The organism is Streptomyces sp. NPDC052701, from assembly GCF_040678355.1.
Classification (GTDB): Bacteria; Actinomycetota; Actinomycetes; order Streptomycetales; family Streptomycetaceae; genus Streptomyces.
The window spans coordinates 42,765-59,834 of record NZ_JBFATO010000043.1 but is presented as its reverse complement, the minus strand read 5'-3'; the positions used below and the strand labels follow the sequence as shown (position 1 = coordinate 59,834).

At 75.1% G+C, this 17,070-nt stretch carries 10 protein-coding genes and 1 pseudogene; 4 read left to right on the top strand and 7 right to left on the bottom strand.

Annotation, left to right across the window (positions count from 1 at the left end; translation table 11 throughout):
- Window positions 1-93: 93 nt before the first annotated feature.
- From AB0L29_RS31735 to AB0L29_RS31720, 4 genes and pseudogenes are all read right to left on the bottom strand, one after another.
- Window positions 94-3,219, bottom strand: coding sequence for a VCBS repeat-containing protein (locus AB0L29_RS31735; protein WP_365832130.1), 3,126 nt, complete (start codon window positions 3,217-3,219; stop codon window positions 94-96).
- A gap of 77 nt (window positions 3,220-3,296) precedes the next feature.
- Window positions 3,297-3,629 (bottom strand): annotated as a pseudogene (locus AB0L29_RS31730) (PH domain-containing protein); the annotation flags it as partial.
- Window positions 3,630-3,778: 149 nt separating this feature from the next.
- Window positions 3,779-5,395, bottom strand: a complete 1,617-nt coding sequence (gene metG / locus AB0L29_RS31725; RefSeq protein WP_365832128.1) for a methionine--tRNA ligase — start codon at window positions 5,393-5,395, stop codon at window positions 3,779-3,781.
- An 89-nt stretch (window positions 5,396-5,484) separates the two neighbouring features.
- Window positions 5,485-7,494: a VWA domain-containing protein gene (locus AB0L29_RS31720; RefSeq protein ID WP_365832126.1), complete on the bottom strand. Its 2,010-nt coding sequence runs from the start codon at window positions 7,492-7,494 to the stop codon at window positions 5,485-5,487.
- A 278-nt stretch (window positions 7,495-7,772) separates the two neighbouring features.
- Between AB0L29_RS31720 and AB0L29_RS31715 the strand changes: the two genes are divergently transcribed.
- Window positions 7,773-9,848, top strand: coding sequence for a PhoX family protein (locus tag AB0L29_RS31715; RefSeq protein ID WP_365832124.1), 2,076 nt, complete (start codon window positions 7,773-7,775; stop codon window positions 9,846-9,848).
- Between the two features lie 47 nt (window positions 9,849-9,895).
- On the opposite strand, the gene AB0L29_RS31710 is transcribed toward AB0L29_RS31715, so the two are convergent.
- Both AB0L29_RS31710 and AB0L29_RS31705 read right to left on the bottom strand, forming a co-directional pair.
- Complete coding sequence (locus AB0L29_RS31710; protein ID WP_365832122.1) at window positions 9,896-10,894, bottom strand: endonuclease/exonuclease/phosphatase family protein; 999 nt, start codon at window positions 10,892-10,894, stop codon at window positions 9,896-9,898.
- A gap of 91 nt (window positions 10,895-10,985) precedes the next feature.
- The gene (locus AB0L29_RS31705) at window positions 10,986-11,765 is read right to left on the bottom strand and encodes an alpha/beta hydrolase (protein ID WP_365832120.1); all 780 of its coding nucleotides are present in this window, start codon (window positions 11,763-11,765) and stop codon (window positions 10,986-10,988) included.
- Between the two features lie 76 nt (window positions 11,766-11,841).
- Between AB0L29_RS31705 and AB0L29_RS31700 the strand changes: the two genes are divergently transcribed.
- Window positions 11,842-13,191 (top strand): PLP-dependent aminotransferase family protein, encoded by a 1,350-nt coding sequence (locus tag AB0L29_RS31700; RefSeq protein ID WP_365832118.1) that lies wholly within the window; start codon window positions 11,842-11,844, stop codon window positions 13,189-13,191.
- Here AB0L29_RS31700 and AB0L29_RS31695 read toward each other — a convergent pair.
- Window positions 13,097-14,008 carry a hypothetical protein gene (locus AB0L29_RS31695; RefSeq protein ID WP_365832116.1) on the bottom strand — a complete coding sequence of 304 codons (912 nt, stop codon included), beginning with the start codon at window positions 14,006-14,008 and terminating at the stop codon, window positions 13,097-13,099. The genes AB0L29_RS31700 and AB0L29_RS31695 overlap by 95 nt on opposite strands.
- 193 nt (window positions 14,009-14,201) lie before the next feature.
- On the opposite strand from AB0L29_RS31695, the gene AB0L29_RS31690 reads away from it, so the two are divergent.
- Together AB0L29_RS31690 and AB0L29_RS31685 are read left to right on the top strand one after the other, a co-directional pair.
- The gene (locus AB0L29_RS31690; protein ID WP_365832114.1) at window positions 14,202-15,449 is read left to right on the top strand and encodes a PP2C family protein-serine/threonine phosphatase; all 1,248 of its coding nucleotides are present in this window, start codon (window positions 14,202-14,204) and stop codon (window positions 15,447-15,449) included.
- A gap of 64 nt (window positions 15,450-15,513) precedes the next feature.
- Complete coding sequence (locus tag AB0L29_RS31685) at window positions 15,514-16,656, top strand: hypothetical protein (RefSeq protein ID WP_365832134.1); 1,143 nt, start codon at window positions 15,514-15,516, stop codon at window positions 16,654-16,656.
- Window positions 16,657-17,070 lie beyond the last annotated feature (414 nt).

Sequence of the window (17,070 nt, the reverse complement as noted above, 5' to 3'; positions counted from 1 at the left end):
CGCCGGGGCGGCCCCGGACACCCGCACCCGCCCCCGCGGCCCGCGCGCCACGCGGGAACGCGCGGGCGACGGCCGCCGGGCCGTTTCCGTGGGTCAGGACAGGGACTTGTATCCGCTCCAGCCCGTCGCGATCTGCACGCGGGAGCCGAAGGAGCCCTTGCCGTCGCCGCTGTTGCGCCAGACGTTGCCGCTGGTGTCGCGGGAGACCAGGTCGGCCTTGCCGTCGTCGGTGATGTCGCCGACGCCGACGACGGCGTTGTAGGAGCCGCCCCAGTTAGTGAAGAGCTTGACGCGGGCCGCGAAGGTGCCGTCGCCCTTGCCGTTGTAGCGGTACAGGGTGTTGGCGCTGTCCTGGGCGAGCAGGTCGCCGATGCCGTCGCCGTCGAGGTCCCCGGCGCCGACGATCTTCTTGTAGCCCTTCCAGCCGTCGTACAGCTTCACGCGTGCGGCGAGCTTGCCGTCGCTCGTGCCCTTGTGCAGGTAGACCGTGCCGGTGGAGGAGGCGCGGGTGATCAGGTCCGCGCGGCCGTCGCCGCTGACGTCACCGGGCGAGGTGAGCACGTCGTACTGGGTCCAGCCGTTGGTCGCGAGCGTGGTGTACGACGTGGACGGGGTGACCGCCTTGCCGCAGCCCGGCTTGTACACCCGCAGGGCGCCGCTGCCGTAGCGCACCAGGACGTCGTTGCAGCGGTCGCCGTTCACGTCGCCGAAGGGGACGGCCCTGACGGTGGTGGGCCAGCCGGTGCCGGTGGTCCTGCCGCCGAACTTCCCGGTGCCGGTGCCGGCCTGGAACGTCAGGCCGCCGGAGGAGTTGAGGGTGAGCAGGTCGCCCCGGCCGTCCGGGCCGTCCGGGCTGGTGTGGTCGTGGCGGACGGCCGCGCCGCCCGACAGGTAGCCCTTGCCGGTCGCCAGGGTGGACACCGTGGTGGTGTTGAGGCCGGTGGCCTTGAGGCTCCAGGTGAAGGAGCCGTTGGGGAAGTACCCGCCGGCGGCGGTCTTCCCGTTCCAGGTCGCCGAGATCCACGCGGGGGCCGCGCCGCCGGTGATCGTGCGGGTGGCCTTGCCGGCCGTGCCGCTCTGCACCGAGGTGAAGGTGAGGGACCAGGAGCTCACCGGGCGGGACGGCAGCCAACTGCCGTACCAGCGCGTGGAGGTGGCCGGCCAGGCGTGGAGGTCGGCCTTGTCCTCGAAGATCGTCGGCGCGGAGGGCGCGACGCCGGTGGTGGCGACGTGCGTGCGCTCGTAGACGTCGAACCAGGCGACCAGGCCGGTGTACTCGTCGACGGTCCAGCGGTAGCGGCGGTCCACGGGCAGGCCCGAGTCCGGCAGGCCGGAGGCGATCACGCGGGTGGCGCCGCCGGCCGCCTCGGTGAGGACGAGGGTGTCGGCGTCGTGGTCGTGGCGGACGGTGAACCCGTCGCCGAGCAGCACGTCACCGGGGGTGACCGCGGCCGATGTGCCGGCCTTGGTGTCGTACACGCCCGCCGAGGCGGTCCCGCAGGCCCAGTACACCCAGCGGCCCGCGGCCTGGAGCTCGCTCGGCACGCAGCCCAGGCCGGGGACGGTGACCGCGGCGAGGGCCTTGTCGGTGGCGAGGCTGTACGAGGAGAGCGTGCCGGCGGTGGTGGTGGCGCTCCACAGCGTGGAGCCGTTCAGGGCGGCGGCGCGGACGCTGCGCTTGATCTTCTGGCCCTGGCCGAACTCGCCGACGTACTGCGCCGGGGCGGAGCCGCCGGAGTCGTAGACGGCGTAGTCGTCGGAGACGTCGACGATCCTGCCGCCCCCGGTGCCGTACTCCAGGTCCTGGTGGCCGAGGGCGACCAGCCGGTCCCTCTTCTGCTCGGTCTCGGTCACCTCCGCGGCGAGGTGGACGTCGGCCCCGGGCTCGTTGCCGGTGTTGCCCCACAGTGCCGAGCAGGCGGCACCGGCGTACGGGCACGCGGCCGAGTGGACGGGGGTGGACGCCGTGGCCTCGGAGGCGGTCAGCACGGTGGAGCCGTCGGTGGTGAGGGTGCGCACGGACGTGGGGTCGGAGCTGCTGCCCGGGTCGTTCTCGGCGACGCGCAGGCGGCCCCGGTTGAGCGCGAGACCCGTCTTGGGGTTCTCCATCGCCGCGGACTGGTGGACCTTCTCCAGTTGGAGCGAGCCGTCCTCGGCCTGGATGACCCGCCGCACCCACCAGTCGTCGGCGCCGGTGCCGCCGGTGACGAAGGCGGCGCCGTGACGGGCCGCGACCGGGTAGGGGTCGGCGTTCGACAGCAGGGTGCGCTGCACGGAGGGGTCGGTGACGGAGACCGCGATAAGCCGGGAGCCGAGGGCGTTGGAGGCCAGCGGCAGCAGCAGCCAGTCACCGACCAGGACCGGGTCGCCGTCCAGCTCGCCGGGGTGCGAGGGCAGCGTGACGACCTGCTCCGGAGCGGAGAGGTCGGCCCGGGACTTCAGGTGCAGCTCGGCGCTGCCGGACCGGTACCAGCCGATCCGCTCCTCGCTCATCACCTGGTGCGTGGTGTAGTCGACGTCGCTGAACACCCGGGTGTTCACGGCCGTGGCGGTGTCGATGTACCGGATCTCGGTGCCGCGCTGCCAGAGCACCCCGGCGGAGTCCGCGGCGGCGATCTCGTCGCTCTGGATGTTCGCGGACTCGCCGGTGATCGGCCGCTCGCGCAGTTGCCCGTCGACGATGTCGGCGAGCGTGTAACTGGTGACCATCGTCGTCCCGGCGAGCGCGCGGTAGTAGCGGTTGCTCTGGCCGAAAATCGCCTTGGTCCGTTTGCCGGTGGCCGGGTTCCACAGGACCACCGAGTTGGTGTCCGTGGCGCCGGGCAGCGCGACCAGGTCGGCGTCGGAGCCGTGCCAGGCGGCGCGGCACGGGGAGCTGAGAGCGGTGCAGCCCGTGCCGGGTGTGTAGACGGTTCCGTCGCCGTTGGTCACGGTGACCGTGCTGCCGTCCGCGTAGCTGGTCCACAGCATCCCCGGCATCCCGGACTGCCGGTGCAGGAAGCCGTTCGCGCCGGTCACGTACGTGCGGTCCGTGCGCGGTGTGGTGGAGCCCGGGTCGGTCAGCGTGATCTCGGCGCCGGCGCCGGCGGCCGGGGCGGGGGCCGCCGAGGCCGGGTCGCCGCCCCCGGTGAGGACGATGGCGGACGCGGCCGTGACGGCCAGCGCCAGTGCGGAGACGGCGGCGGTCACGCCGCCGCGTCCCAGGGCGTGTCTGCCCACGTGAGTTCCCTCCCCGCGAGGACGTTCCGCCCTCGCACAAGTGGCCGGATGTTATCGCGGAGGAGGGGAACCTCAGGTCAGCGGGCCACGGACTGCGTGAGGACGGCCCGGACCTCGTGGACGTCGATGTCCTTGCTGAAGGTCTTCGTGATCGGCGTCCGGGAGCCGGAGATCCGGGTCCCCGGCCCGGCGCCGAGGCCGAAGGTGCCGGCCGTCTCCAGCGCGAAGCGGGTGATGCCGCGGTACGGCACCGGGGGGTTCCCGGCCTTCTCGCCGGTGACGCCCTGCTCGTCGGCCGGGATCGGACGGCGGCCGGCGGACAGGACGGTGCCGCGGCCGGGCAGGAAGGCGGCATGCGCCTGCTCGCCGCGGCCGGGCAGGCGCGCGCGGTCCCGCCGGGCCCGGGCCGGGCCGGCGTGTGCGCGCTGCCGGGCGGTGCCGCGGAGGGCTCCCCGCGTGTGCGGCGGCGACCGGACGGCTGCCCCTCATGTGATCCCGGCAAAGCGAACGGCCCGGGAGAAGGCCTCCTTCTCCCGGGCCGCCCGTCGCGGCGAGCGCGTCACGCGGTCGGCTTCTCCTCCAGGCGGGGGAAGAGCACCGCGCCCTTGGTGACCGTGGTCCCGGCGGGGAGCCTGCCCCACTCGCCGGCCTCCTGGACCCGCTGGTCCGCGAGGGGGCCCAGGGAGGCCTCCGCGCCGAGGGAGTCCCAGAGCTTGCGGGAGGTGTCCGGCATGACCGGGTTCAGCAGGACCGCGACGGCGCGCAGGGACTCCGCCGCCGTGTAGAGGATCGTCGCCAGCCGGGCCCGGCCCTCCTCGGAGGTGTCCTTGGCGATCTTCCAGGGCTCCTGCTCGGTGATGTAGCCGTTGACCTGCTTGACGAAGTCGAAGACCGCCAGGATGCCGCCCTGGAAGTCGAGCTCGTCGCCGATCTTCCGGTCGGCCTCGGCGACCGCCTTGGCCAGGCCGTCGTGGATCGCCTTCTCGGCCTCGCCGTCGGCCGCCGACGCGGGCAGCTCGCCGCCGAAGTACTTGCCGACCATGGCCGCGACGCGCGAGGCGAGGTTGCCGTAGTCGTTGGCCAGCTCGCTGGTGTAGCGGGCGGAGAAGTCCTCCCAGGAGAACGAGCCGTCCTGGCCGAAGGCGATCGCGCGCAGGAAGTACCAGCGGTACGCGTCCACGCCGAAGTGCGAGGTCAGGTCCTGCGGCTTGATGCCGGTCAGGTTCGACTTCGACATCTTCTCGCCGCCGACCATCAGCCAGCCGTTGGCGGCCACCTTGCGGGGCAGGGGCAGGCCCTGCGCCATCAGCATCGCCGGCCAGATCACCGCGTGGAAGCGGAGGATGTCCTTGCCGACCAGGTGCACGTCGGCGGGGAAGGTCGCCTCGAACTTCTCCGGGTTCTCGTTGTAGCCGACCGCCGTCGCGTAGTTCAGCAGGGCGTCGACCCACACGTAGATCACGTGCTTGTCGTCCCAGGGGATCGGGATGCCCCAGTCGAACGTCGAGCGGGAGATGGACAGGTCCTGCAGGCCCTGGCGGACGAAGTTCACCACCTCGTTGCGCGCGGACTCGGGCTGGATGAAGCCGGGGTTGGCCTCGTAGTGGGCGAGCAGCTTGTCGGTGTACGCGCTCAGCTTGAAGAAGTAGTTCTCCTCCTTGAGGATCTCCACCGGCCTCTTGTGCACCGGGCACAGCTTCTGGCCCGCGTACTCGCCCTCGCCGTCGAGCAGCTCGCCGGGCAGCTTGTACTCCTCGCAGCCCACGCAGTACGGGCCCTCGTAGCCGCCCTTGTAGATCTCGCCCTTGTCGTACAGGTCCTGGACGAACTCCTGCACACGGTCGGTGTGCCGCTTCTGCGTGGTGCGGATGAAGTCGTCGTTCGCGATGTCCAGGTGCTCCCAGAGGGGCTTCCAGGCCTCCTCCACGAGCTTGTCGCACCACTCCTGCGGGGTCACCCCGTTGGCGTCGGCGGTGCGCATGATCTTCTGACCGTGCTCGTCCGTGCCGGTGAGGTACCACACCTTCTCGCCGCGCTGACGGTGCCAGCGCGTGAGCACGTCGCCTGCGACGGTCGTGTAGGCGTGGCCCAGGTGAGGAGCGTCGTTGACGTAATAGATGGGGGTGGAGACGTAGAACGCCTTGCCACCCTGCTTCTCGGATCCAGTGGCCGCCATGGTCGAAATCCTACTGGCCGCGTGAAGATCGACTCACACGCGTTTCGGGGGGTGGACGTGGGCCGGACCGGTGTCCACCCCCCTCGCGGCTACGGGCGCCAGTTCGCCAGTACGGCCTCGTAGAGCTCCTTGTCCGTGAGCTCGCGCGGGGTCTCGCCGGCCAGGAAGTGGGAGGCGTTGGGGGCCTTGAGCTTGCGGAGGTAGTCGAAGGCCTTGTTCTCCGGGTCGCCGAACGCCACGAAGGAGAAGAAAACCGAGGGGTGGCTCTCCGCCGCGTCCGCGAGGGCCTTGGTGGCGGGGGTCTTGGCGTCGGGGGCGCCGTCCGTCTGGAAGACGACGAGGGCGGGGGTGCCGGCGGGGACGTTCTCGTCGTGGTGGGCGAGGACCGCCTCCACGGCCGCGTGGTAGCTGGTGCGGCCCATGCGGCCGAGAGCGGCGTGCAGGGTGTCGATCTTGTCCTCGTGGTCGGTGAGGGTGAGCTCGCCGGTGCCGTCCACCTCCGTGGAGAAGAAGGTGACGTGGACCGTGGCCTCGGGGTCGAGGTGGGCGGCCAGGGCCAGGGTCTGCTCGGCGAGGGCCTGCGCGGAGCCGTCCTTGTAGTACGGGCGCATGGACGCGGAGCGGTCCAGGACGAGGTGGACCTTGGCGCGGGTGCCGGCGAGGCCGTGCGTCTTCAGGGCGGCGCCGGCGGCCTTGTAGGCGGTGGTGAGGCCGGGGGCGCGGGAACGGATTCGCGCCGCGGGGGTGGCGGGTTTGCCGGCCTCGGCTTCGCCTTCGGCCGGGGAGGTGTTCCCACCCGCACCACCCGTGCTGCTTTCGTCGTCGGCTGCGGGTGGCCCCTGCGGGGCGGACTCGCCGTCGGCGGGCGCGGGCGCGGGAGTGGTCTCCGGGGTGGGGGTGGGCTCCGGGGTGGGGGTGGGTTCGGGAGCCGGCTCGGGCTGCGTGTCCGCGGGTGCCGGTTCCGCGTCGGCGGTGGGCTCGGGCGCCGGTTCCGGAGCCGCTTCGGCTTCGGGCTTCGGCTCCGGGGTGGCCTCCGGCTGGGGCTTCTCGTCTTCCTGAGCGGCCGATTCGGGCTCAGCGGCCTTCTCGGGCTCAGTGGCCTTTTCGGGCTCGGGCTCGGCTGCTGCCTTCGAGGCCTCCTCCGTCACCGGCTCGCCGTCGGCCGCCGGCTTCTCCTCGGCCGTCGGCTCGGGCTGCGCTTCGGCCTTGCGCTCCGCTTCGGCCGTCGGCTCGGCCGTCGGCTCGGCCGTCGGCTCGGGCGTCGGCTCGGTCTTGGTCTCGGCTTCGGCCTTGGGCTCCGCCTGGGGCGTGGGCTCGGGCGTCGGCTCCGGCTCCGTCTCGGCCTTGGACTCCGTCTCGGGCGCGGACGCGGGCGTCGGCTCGGGCTCCGCTTCGACAGCGGGCTTCTCCTCGGCCGTCAGCTTCTCCTGGGCCGTCGGCTCCGGCTCGGTCGTCGGTTCCGGGGTCGCTTCGGACGCGGGCGTCGGCTCGGGCTCCGCTTCGACAGCGGGCTTCTCCTCGGCCGTCAGCTTCTCCTGGGCTGCCGACTCCGGCTCGGGCGTCGGCTCCGGCTCGGGCGTCGGCTCCGGCTCGGTCGTCGGTTCCGGGGTCGCTTCGGACGCGGGCTTCGGCTCCGGCTTCGCGGTCGTCTCCGGTGCCGGCTCGTTCACCGGCTCGCGGTCGGCACGCGGCGCCCCGGTCTCCGCCGGCTGCTGCGCGCCCGCCGGCTCCCGGTCCTCCTCCCGTTCCTCGGCGCGGGCCGGCCTCGGTACCGCCACGTTGTCGAACGCGGCGGCGACGAGCTCGTGTTCCTCGTGGGTCGCCGGGCGGGGCTCGGGGACGTGGGCCGAGGGCGTGGACGTCCGCGAGGGCTCCGGCTCGGTGGACGGGGACGGGAGCTTCGCCTCCGCGGCGGCCGCCGACCGGTCGGCCGTGGCCGTGGCCGCGGGCTCCGGCGCCGCCGTCTCATGCGCGGGCGCGGACTCCCGCGCGGGCGCCGTCTCCTGCCCCGCGCGCTCCGCTGCCGCACCCTCCGCCTCGGCGGCCTTTGCTTTACGTGACCGGCCGAACGCGTTCCGCAGGAGAGTGAGAATGCCCATGTGCGCAACCCTTCGCGTGAGTCGAAGCCCGTCAATCCCTGGCCAGGACGGACACGTAAGGTTAGCGGCCCGCGCCCGCGATCTTGGGCAGGGTCGGGTATGGGGGCCCGTTCCCGTCAAGGGCCGCATTCGGACCGTATGCGGCGCTCCGGTCCGGGCGGTCGCGCCTGCACTACGGTTGCCGCAGGTTCACCCGCCGTTCATCAGGGCGCCCGGCCCTCGCGCATATGCGCCCTTACGGTCGCGCTGACACCAAGGGCACCCATGGGGAGAGCAAAGTGCGCAAGTTGCTGCCGTTGATCGGAACGCCGTCCGGTTCGCATCCCGGCGGCCGGTCCGCCATGACCTGTCGTTTCCGGTGTGGTGACGCCTGCTTCCACGAGGTGCCCAACACCAGCTCCAACGAGTACGTCGGCGACGTCATCGCCGGCGCCCTCAGCCGCCGGTCGATGATGCGGGCCGCCGCCGTCGTCACCGTCGCCGCCGCGGGTGCCGGTGCCGCGGGCGTCGCCGGCGCGCCGCGGGCCGCCGCCGCGCCCCCGGCCGGCGCCGGTGCGGCGTACGGCAAGCAGAAGGGGGCGCGCGGACTGCGCTTCACGCCCGTACCGCCCAACACCGCCGACGCCGTCACCGTGCCGGAGGGGTACGGGCAGAACGTCGTGATCCGGTGGGGCGAGCCCATCCTGCGCGGCGCGCCCGCCTTCGACCCGGAGAAGCAGACGGCCAGGGCGCAGGCCGGGCAGTTCGGGTACAACTGCGACTTCCTCGCCCTGCTCCCGCTGCCCGGCGAGCGCGGCCGGCAGCTCCTCGTCGCGAACCACGAGTACACCGACGAGGTGCTCATGTTCCGCGGCTACGACTCCGCCAACCCGACCCGCGAGCAGGTGGAGATCGCCTGGGCGGCGCACGGGCTGTCCGCCGTCGTGGTGGAGGAGGACCGCAGGACCGGGCGGCTGACCGCCGTCCCGCGGCACCACCTCAACCGGCGCGTCACCGCCACCACCGAGTTCCGGCTCACCGGCCCGGTCGCCGGCTCCGGCCTCGTGAGGACCTCCGCCGACCCGGCCGGCACCAAGGTCCTCGGCACCCTCAACAACTGCTCCGGCGGCGTCACCCCGTGGGGCACCACGCTGCACGGCGAGGAGAACTTCAACCAGTACTTCGCCAACGGCACCCGCGCCACGGACAAGCGGTACGGCATCGGCACCGGCGCCACCGAGCGCAAGTGGGAGCGTTTCGACCAGCGCTTCGACGTCGCCCGGGAGCCGAACGAGGTGCACCGCTTCGGGTACGTGGTCGAGTTCGACCCGTACGACCCCACCTCCACGCCCCGCAAGCACACCGCCCTCGGGCGCTTCAAGCACGAGGCCGCGACCGTGCGGCTCACCGAGGACGGGCGTCCGGTCGTCTACTCCGGTGACGACGAGCGGTTCGACTACTTCTACAAGTTCGTCGGCAGCAAGCGGATGAGGAAGGGCTCCTCGCGGGCCGTGCGCGAGCACAACCTCTCGCTGCTCGACGAGGGCACCCTGTACGTCGCCAAGCTCACCGGCGACTCCCCGGCCATCGAGATCGACGGCACCGGCAGGCTGCCGTCCGACGGCGAGTTCGACGGCAGCGGCCAGTGGATCCCGCTGGCCACCGCCACGGCGGAGGGCGCCGTCTCGCACGTGGAGGGCATGACGGCCGAGGAGGTGTTCGTCTTCACGCGGCTGGCCGGTGACAAGGTGGGCGCGACGAAGATGGACCGTCCCGAGGACATCGAGCCCTCGCCGGTCACCGGCAAGGTGTACGTCGCCCTCACCAACAACTCCAACCGCGGGGTCGGCGCGAACGCCAAGGCGGACGAGGCCAACCCGCGCAACGCCAACAAGCACGGGCACGTCCTGGAGCTGACCGAGCGCTGGAACCGGCCCGAGAGCACGCGGTTCGCCTGGTCGCTGTTCCTGGTCGCCGGCGACCCGGACGACCCGGCGACGTACTTCGCGGGCTTCCCGAAGGAGAAGGTCAGCCCCATCTCCTGCCCGGACAACGTGGCCTTCGACCCGTACGGCAACCTGTGGATCTCCACCGACGGCAGCCAGCTCGGCTCGCACGACGGCCTGTTCGGCGTGGCCACGCGCGGGTCGCGGCGCGGTGAGCTGAAGCAGTTCCTGACCGTGCCGAACGGCGCGGAGACCTGCGGGCCGGTCATCCAGGACCGGCGCGTGCTGGTCTCCGTGCAGCACCCGGGCGAGATCGACGGCGCGTCGGTGGAGAAGCCGGCGAGCACCTGGCCCGACGGACCCGGGAAGATCGTGCGGCCGGCGGTCGTGGCGGTGTGGCGTGCGGACGGCCGCGACATCGGTGTGTGACGCGCGCGTGCGGTGACGTGCGGGGGCGCCCGGTGGGCGCCCCCGTCTCATGCGCCCCGGTGGAGCGTGAGGTCGACGACCAGCGCCCGGTGGTCGGTGCGGGCCAGGTCCAGGAAGTGGGCCCGGCGGGCGGAGAAGTCCGCCGAGACCAGGACGTGGTCGATCTGGGCGCCGAACACCGGCATGGTCCGGGCCGGCCAGGTGGGGGTGCGGTCCGCGCCCGCCAGGCGGGCCGCGTCGGTCAGGCCCGTGTCGAGGATGCGGCGGAAGGCCGCGTGGTCCTGGGAGGCGTTGAAGTCGCCGGCCAGGACGGTCGGGGTCGCGCGGTCCGCGGCGGCGGCGTCGCGCAGCGCGTCGAGCTCCGCGCGCCACAGGCCGACCTGGCCGGGCAGCGGCGGCATGGGGTGGGCGAGCTGGAGCCGTACGGCGTGTCCGCGCACGTCGGCGACGGCGCCGGGCATGCCCATGGTGCCGGGGACGCCCCCGGCGGCGCGCAGCGGGAAGCGGCTGAGGATGACGGAGCCCTCGGAGCCGCCGCCCTCGACGGCCCGCCGGTGCGGGTGGGTCCGCGCCAGGCCGCGCCGCAGCGCGGCGTCGCAGGCGGGGTCGCACTCCTGGACGAACACCAGGTCGGGCCGCTCGCGGCGGACGGCGGCGACGAGGGACCCGGTGCCCCGTCCGAACTCGACGTTGGAGGTCAGGACCCGCAGGCCGGCCACGGGGGGCCCGGTGGGGTCGCCGGTCCTGCCGTACGGCTCGATGAACCAGGCGAGCAGTCCGAGCAGGGCCACCCCCCACACCGCCCCGGTCCACCGCCGGGCGAGCAGCGCCAGCAGCAGCCCGGCGCCGGTGGGCACGAGCAGCCAGGGCAGGAAGGCCAGCAGCTGCGGCACGGGGGTGACGCCGTCGCTGCCGGCGGCCCGGAACCCCACGACCACGCTCACCGCGGCGAACAGCAGCCCGGCGCACCGGGCGGCGGACCGCCGCCCGGCCCGGTTCCCCGGCACGTCGTCGGGGCGTGTCCGTGCGGCAGTCGCGGTGTCCAAGTCCCCGGCCCTCCACTCGCCCGATGGGATGCCCGCATCCTCCCCCGAAGACGGGGCGGCGCGGGGGATGGTTGCCGCGCCCGCCGGCGGGTCAGGGGTCGATCCTCGCCAGGAACGCGGCCAGCGCCCGGTCGAACTCCCGCGGCCGCTCCAGGTTCGGCAGGTGCGCGGCGCCCTCGATCACCCGCAGCTCGGCGTCGGGCAGGGCCGCGTGCAGGGCCTCGGCGTCGGAGACCGGGGTGTAGGTGTCGTCGGCGCCCACGACGACCAGCGCCGGGACCGTGACACGGGGCAGCAGGCCGCGGTAGTCGGGGCGGCCGGCCCGGGCGCGCAGGGCCGCCGCGGCCCCCTCGGGGGGCGTGGCCGTCATCATGCGGTGGACGTGCTCCTTGACGCGGGCGTCCGCGTACGGGGCGACCATCTTGTCCAGGACCTCGTCGGCGTACCCGCGCATGCCCTCGCGCAGGAGGCGGTCCGCCATGGCGTGGCGGGCCCGCACGCCCTCGGGGGTCTCCGCCGCCGGGAAGGTGTCCGCGAGGACCAGGCCGCGGACGCGATCGGGGAGGTGCCGGTAGCAGTCCATGGCGATCTGGCCGCCCATGGACAGGCCGGCGAGCACGAAGGACCGCACCCCCAGGTCGTCCAGCAGGGCCGCGATGTCCCGGGTGAAGTCGGAGAAGTCCGCGACGCCGGGTGCCGTGGGGGAGGCGCCGTAGCCGCGCAGGTCGGGCGCGATCACGCGGCGGTGCGCCGGGAAGGCGTCGAGCTGGGGGGCCCACATCGTGCGGTCGAAGGGGTGGCCGTGGACCAGGACAAGGGGGAGCCGGGAGGAGTCGGTGCCTTTGTCCTCGTATGCGAGGAAGGGTGCCATGGCGTCGACCCTAGGGCGCCCCAACTCCTCGGTGCAATAAGATCTTTGCTCTCGGTGCAATGCAGGGGAGGCCGGCATGGACGACTATCGGCGCCTCGCCGACCGCATCGCCGACGACATCGCGGCCGGGCGGCTCCGGCCGGGTCAACGGCTGCCCCCGCAGCGGGTGTTCGCGCGCCGCCGCGGGATCGCCCCGTCGACCGCCGGGCGGGTGTACGGCGAACTCGTGCGGCGCGGGCTGGTCGTCGGCGAGGTCGGGCGCGGCACCTTCGTACGGGCCGCCCCGCCCGCTCCGGCCGGGCGGGCGCTCACCGAGCCGGGCGCGGACGACGCCCCCGTCAACCTGGAGCTCAACTATCCGTCCGTACCGGGCCAGTCGGAGCTGCTGGCCCCCCTCCTCGCGCCCCTGCTGCGCCCCGACGTCCTGGCCGAGGCGCTGCGTCCCGCGCCCGCCGCCGGCACCGCGCCCGCCCGGGAGGCGGCCGCCGCCCTGCTCGCCACGCCCGGCTGGCACCCCCGGCCCGACCGGCTGCTCTTCACGGGCAACGCCCGCCAGGCCATCGCCGCCGCCCTGGCCTGCCTGGTCCGGCCGGGCGGGCGGGTCGGCGTGGAGCCGCTGACGTATCCGCTGGTCAAGGAGATCGCGGCCCGGCTCGGCATCACCCTGGTGCCGCTGGCCGCCGACGAGCACGGCCTGTGCCCGCGCTCCGTGGCCGCCGCGCACCGCACGGCGCCGCTGTCCGCGCTGTACGTGCAGCCGACCCTGCACAACCCGACGTCGGTGACGTCCGGCGGCGCGCGGCTGCGCCGGCTGGCGGACACGGTCAACGGCCTGGACCTGCCGGTCGTGGAGGACCGCATCTGGTCCTTCCTGGCCGACCCGGAGGCCGGACCGGCCGACCCGCTGGCCGCGTACGCCCCCGCGCTCACCCACGTCGTCGACGGCCTGTCCAAGCGGGTCGCCCCCGGGCTCACCGTCGGCTTCCTCGTCGTGCCGCCGCACCGGGCCGACGCGGCGGCCGCCGCCGTGCGCTCCGGCGGCTGGAGCGCGGGGCGGTTCGCGCTGGAGGCGGCCGTGCGCTGGATACGGGAGGGGACGGTGGCGCGGCTGGTGGCCGGGAAACGGGCGGACGCGGCGCGCCGCCAGCGGATCGTCGCCGAGGAGCTCGCGGGTTTCGCCGTGCGGTCCGACCCGCGCGCCTACTTCGCCTGGTGGGAGCTGCCCGCGCCCTGGCGCGCCGACACCTTCACGGCGGCCGCCGCCGCGCACGGCATCGCCCTCACGCCGGGTACCGCCTTCGCGGTGGACCCCGCCCGCACCCCCGACGCCGTCAGGCTCGGGCTCGCGTCGGCCGGGGAGCCGGATCTGCGGCGGGCGCTGCGGACGCTCGCCGGCGTCGCGCGCGAGGGCCGTGGCGGCCCGTGAACCAGGAGGCGAGGGCGACGGCCAGGCCGAGCGCGAGCAGCAGCCAGGACACCGTGCGCAAGGTGGTCGTCAGGGCGTCGTAGACCGCCCCCGCGGCGGGCCGGCGGACCTCCTCGGGCAGGTCGGCCAGGGTCAGACGGCGGCCGACCGCCACCGCGGCGACGAGCAGCGCGCCGCCCAGGGCCGTGCCGAGGCCGGCGGCGGTGACCGCGCGGCGGCGGCGGGTGGCCACGGCGATGCCGGTGACGGCGAAGGCGACGGCCGTGAGCGGCAGCCAGCGGGCGGCGGCGTCCAGCGCCCGGTACCCCTTGCGGAGTCCGGTCACGTCGTCCGCCGGGACCACCGCGACCTCGGTGTGCGTGACCGGGATGTGGCGGGCCAGCGGCACGTGGTCCCGGGTGAGCCGGTCCTTGACCCGGGCGATGACGGGGGCGAGGTCGACGGTGACCGGGCGCCCGTCCGCCCGCCGGTCGCGCAGGGCGCGCAGCACGGCGTCGTGCAGGGTCCGGTTGGCCGCGTCCCACGCCGTGCGGAACGCCTCGGTCCGCGTGAACGAGCGCGCCGCGTCGTGCACGAAGGGGCCGGCCGTGTCGCGGGACACCCCGACGTCGACCTCCCGCAGGATCCCCTCGCCCACGCCGTCCGCGACCGCCTCGCGCACGTCGGGGTCGGCGGCCAGCGGTGCCATCGCCGTGACGTACCGGCCGGTGTCGGCCAGCCCGTACGCCACCCAGGCCGCGAGCGCGCCGAACGGCGCGAGCAGGCAGGCGAGGGCGATCAGCAGTGCCGACAGGGCGTTGCGAAGACGTGCGGACACCCTTCCAGGCAAGGCCCCCGGGGCCCGGTACGCGAGCCGCGTTCCCGCGAACGGGTGTTTCCCGTCGTCCCCGGCGCGACGGCCCCCGCCTCCCCGCGCGTGCGGAAGCGGGGGGAACGGCGCGGCGAGGAGGCCCGCCGGCACCGCCCGGGGAGCGGATGCGGCCGGTGCGGGCCCGTGTTTCGCTGGGGCCGTGAATCACGGCACCGGGGGGCACGGCCCGCACGACCGGTACCGCCGGGCCGGCCGCGGGGACGTCGTGGTCCGGCACCAGTTGCTGCGGGTCGGGGGCCGCAGCGTGGCCTGGGTGCCGCCGCTGCTGCTGCTCGCCGTGATCCCGGTGATCGACTTCGCGACCTCGGGCGACTTCCGGACGATCTCCTGGATGGTGCTGGTGCCGGGCATCGCCGCCGCGATCTGCGGGGTGTGGGGGACGGCCGTGTTCGCGCTGCTCGCGGTCGCCGCCTACCTCGCCGTGGACAGCGCCTGGCCGCACGAGTACCAGTCGGGGCCGGCCGACTTCGTCCTGGTCACCATCGGCGGCGGCCTCGCCACGCTCGCCTGCGTGGTCCGGGTGCGCGGCGAGCGGCGCGCCCTGCACATGCGGGACGTCGCCGAGACGATCCGCCGCACCGTGCTGCGCCCGCTGCCCCCGGGCTGGGGCGGTCTGGACCACGCCGGCGTCTACCTCACCGCCGACGCCCAGGCGCGGGTCGGCGGCGACTTCTACGACATCCAGCCGGGCCCGTACGGCACCCGCGTCCTCCTCGGCGACGTGCAGGGCAAGGGGCTGGGCGCGGTGGAGACCGCGGCCGCGCTGCTCGGCACGTTCCGCGAGGCGGCGTACCACGAGGAGGACCTGGCGGTGGTCGCCGACCGGCTGGAGATCCGCATGCTGCGCCACCGCGCCCACACCACGGCCCTCGGCCGCGACGACGGCGACCGCTTCGCCACGGCCGTCCTCATCGGCTTCTCCCGGGACGCGCCCGAGGCGGTGGACGTCGTCCTCTTCGGCCACGAGCCGCCGCTGGCCGTCGGCCCGTCCGGGGTCCGCGCCCTCCCGGGCGGCGGCGGACTGCCGCTCGGCTGCGGCGACCTGGCTCCCGGCCCGCCGCCGGTGCGCCGGGTGCCGGTCGGCCCCTTCGAGACACTGCTGATGACCACGGACGGGGTGACGGAGGCGCGCGACGGCGAGGGGAGGTTCTACCCGCTCGCCGACGAGGTGGCCCGGGCGGTCGAACGGGACCCGCGCACCGCGGAACCGGCCCGCCTGGTCGCCCTCGTCCGGGACGGGACGCTGCGGCACTGCGGCGGCCGCCTCGGCGACGACACCACGGTGTTCGCCGTACGGCGGGCCGGCGGGCCCGTGGGGCAGCACCTCGTGCCGTGGGCGGCGCCGGCGGCGGGCGACGACCCCGAAGGGGGACGTTCGCGGTCCTGAGGCCCCTCTTCGCGGCCGCAGCGGTTACCGTGCTGCCGTGGGTGATCGACAGGGGGAGGCGACCGTGCCCGGAACCGTGCTGCTCGTGGCGGCCGCACCGCTGGGCCGGGGACGCCTGGTGGACGCCGCCTCCGTCCTCCCCGTCCTCGCGGCCGTCCCGCCGGCCGTGCTGGCCGGCACGGACACCGCCAGCGTCGTCGAACTCGCCGACCCGCTGGAGCCGCAGGCCGTCCTCACCCGGCTGCGCGCCGCCGCGGCCTCACCCGGCCCCCTCACCGTGTACGTCACCGGCCAGCTCCAGCTCGACCGCCGCCAGCGCCTGCCCCACCTGGCGATGGCCCGCACGACACCGTCGACGGTCCGCTACACCGCCTTCCCCTGGCACTGGTTCCGCGACGAGCTGCGGCTGCGGCCGGACGGCACCACGACCCTCCTGCTCGACCTGCACGCCGACGCGGAGAGCTGGCGGTGGCTGCGCTCCACCGGGCCGGGGACGCCGCCCGGGCCGTCGGGCGCCCCCGTCCCGCTCGATCCGGGCCGCGGCAGCGCCGTCTACGGCCGCATCGCGCCGCCGCCGTCGAGGCGGACGGTGGCGGCACCGGCGTACATGAAGGCGGTCGCCACCATCCTGCGCAGCGGACACCGGCCGCCGCCGGAGCAGTTGCACCAGCTGGCGGTGGCGCGCATGGCGCCGGAGAGCTCGGGCGCGGACCTCCTGCTCGCCGCCGCGGGGCGGGGCGGCGGTGACCCGCATGCCGCCATCGCCGCCGTGGGGCCGGGCGGCGGTGACCCGCATGCCGCCATCGCCGCCGCCGTGCGGGCCGGCCGCCACGCCGACGCCGACGCGCTCGCCGCCCGGCACGAGCAGGCCGCCGTCCGGGCGCACGGGCCCGCCTCCGAGGAGGCCCTGCACTGGGCGGAGGTCCGGGCGGACCTGGCGATGCTCGCCGGGGACGCGGTCCGCAGCTGCCGCACCTGGCTCGCGGTGGCCGGGGCGCGGCTGGGCGCCGGGCAGGCGGCGGACGCGCCGGCCGTCGAGGCGGCCGTGGACCGGGCCCACCACCAGTGGGGCCGGATCCGCGACCCGGCGCGGGCCCGTGAACTGGGGACGCTGCTCGCACGGCTGCGGGGGCAGGTGCCCGGCCGGCGCCGCGGGGCCCTGGAACACGTCCAGCGGCAGCTGCGGCAGCTGCAGACCCAGGACTGAGCCGCGCCGGCTGTAGACCTGGGGTTGAGCCGCCGGCTGTGGATCCGGGGCTGAGCCGCCCGCTGCAGACCCAGGGCTGGGCCGTCGGCTGCAGACCCGGGGCCGAGTCGCCCGCTGCCCGGTGGACGCCGCCACGCCGCCGGCCTCCCCCGTCGGCGAGAGCGCCGGGGCCGAGCCGCGCTGGCTGTAGATCCAGGGTTGAGCCGCCCGCTGCAGACCCGGGGCTGGGCCGTCGGCTGCAGACCCGGGGCCGAGTCGCCCGCTGCCAGACCCAGGGCTGGGCCGCCCGCTGCCCGGTGGCCGCCGCCACGCCGCCGGCCTCCCCCGGCCGGCGAGAGCGCCGGCGCCGTGCCGCGTGAGGAGAGGGCGGGCCGCCCCGCGTACGCTGAGGATGTCCTGCTCCGGGCGCCACGG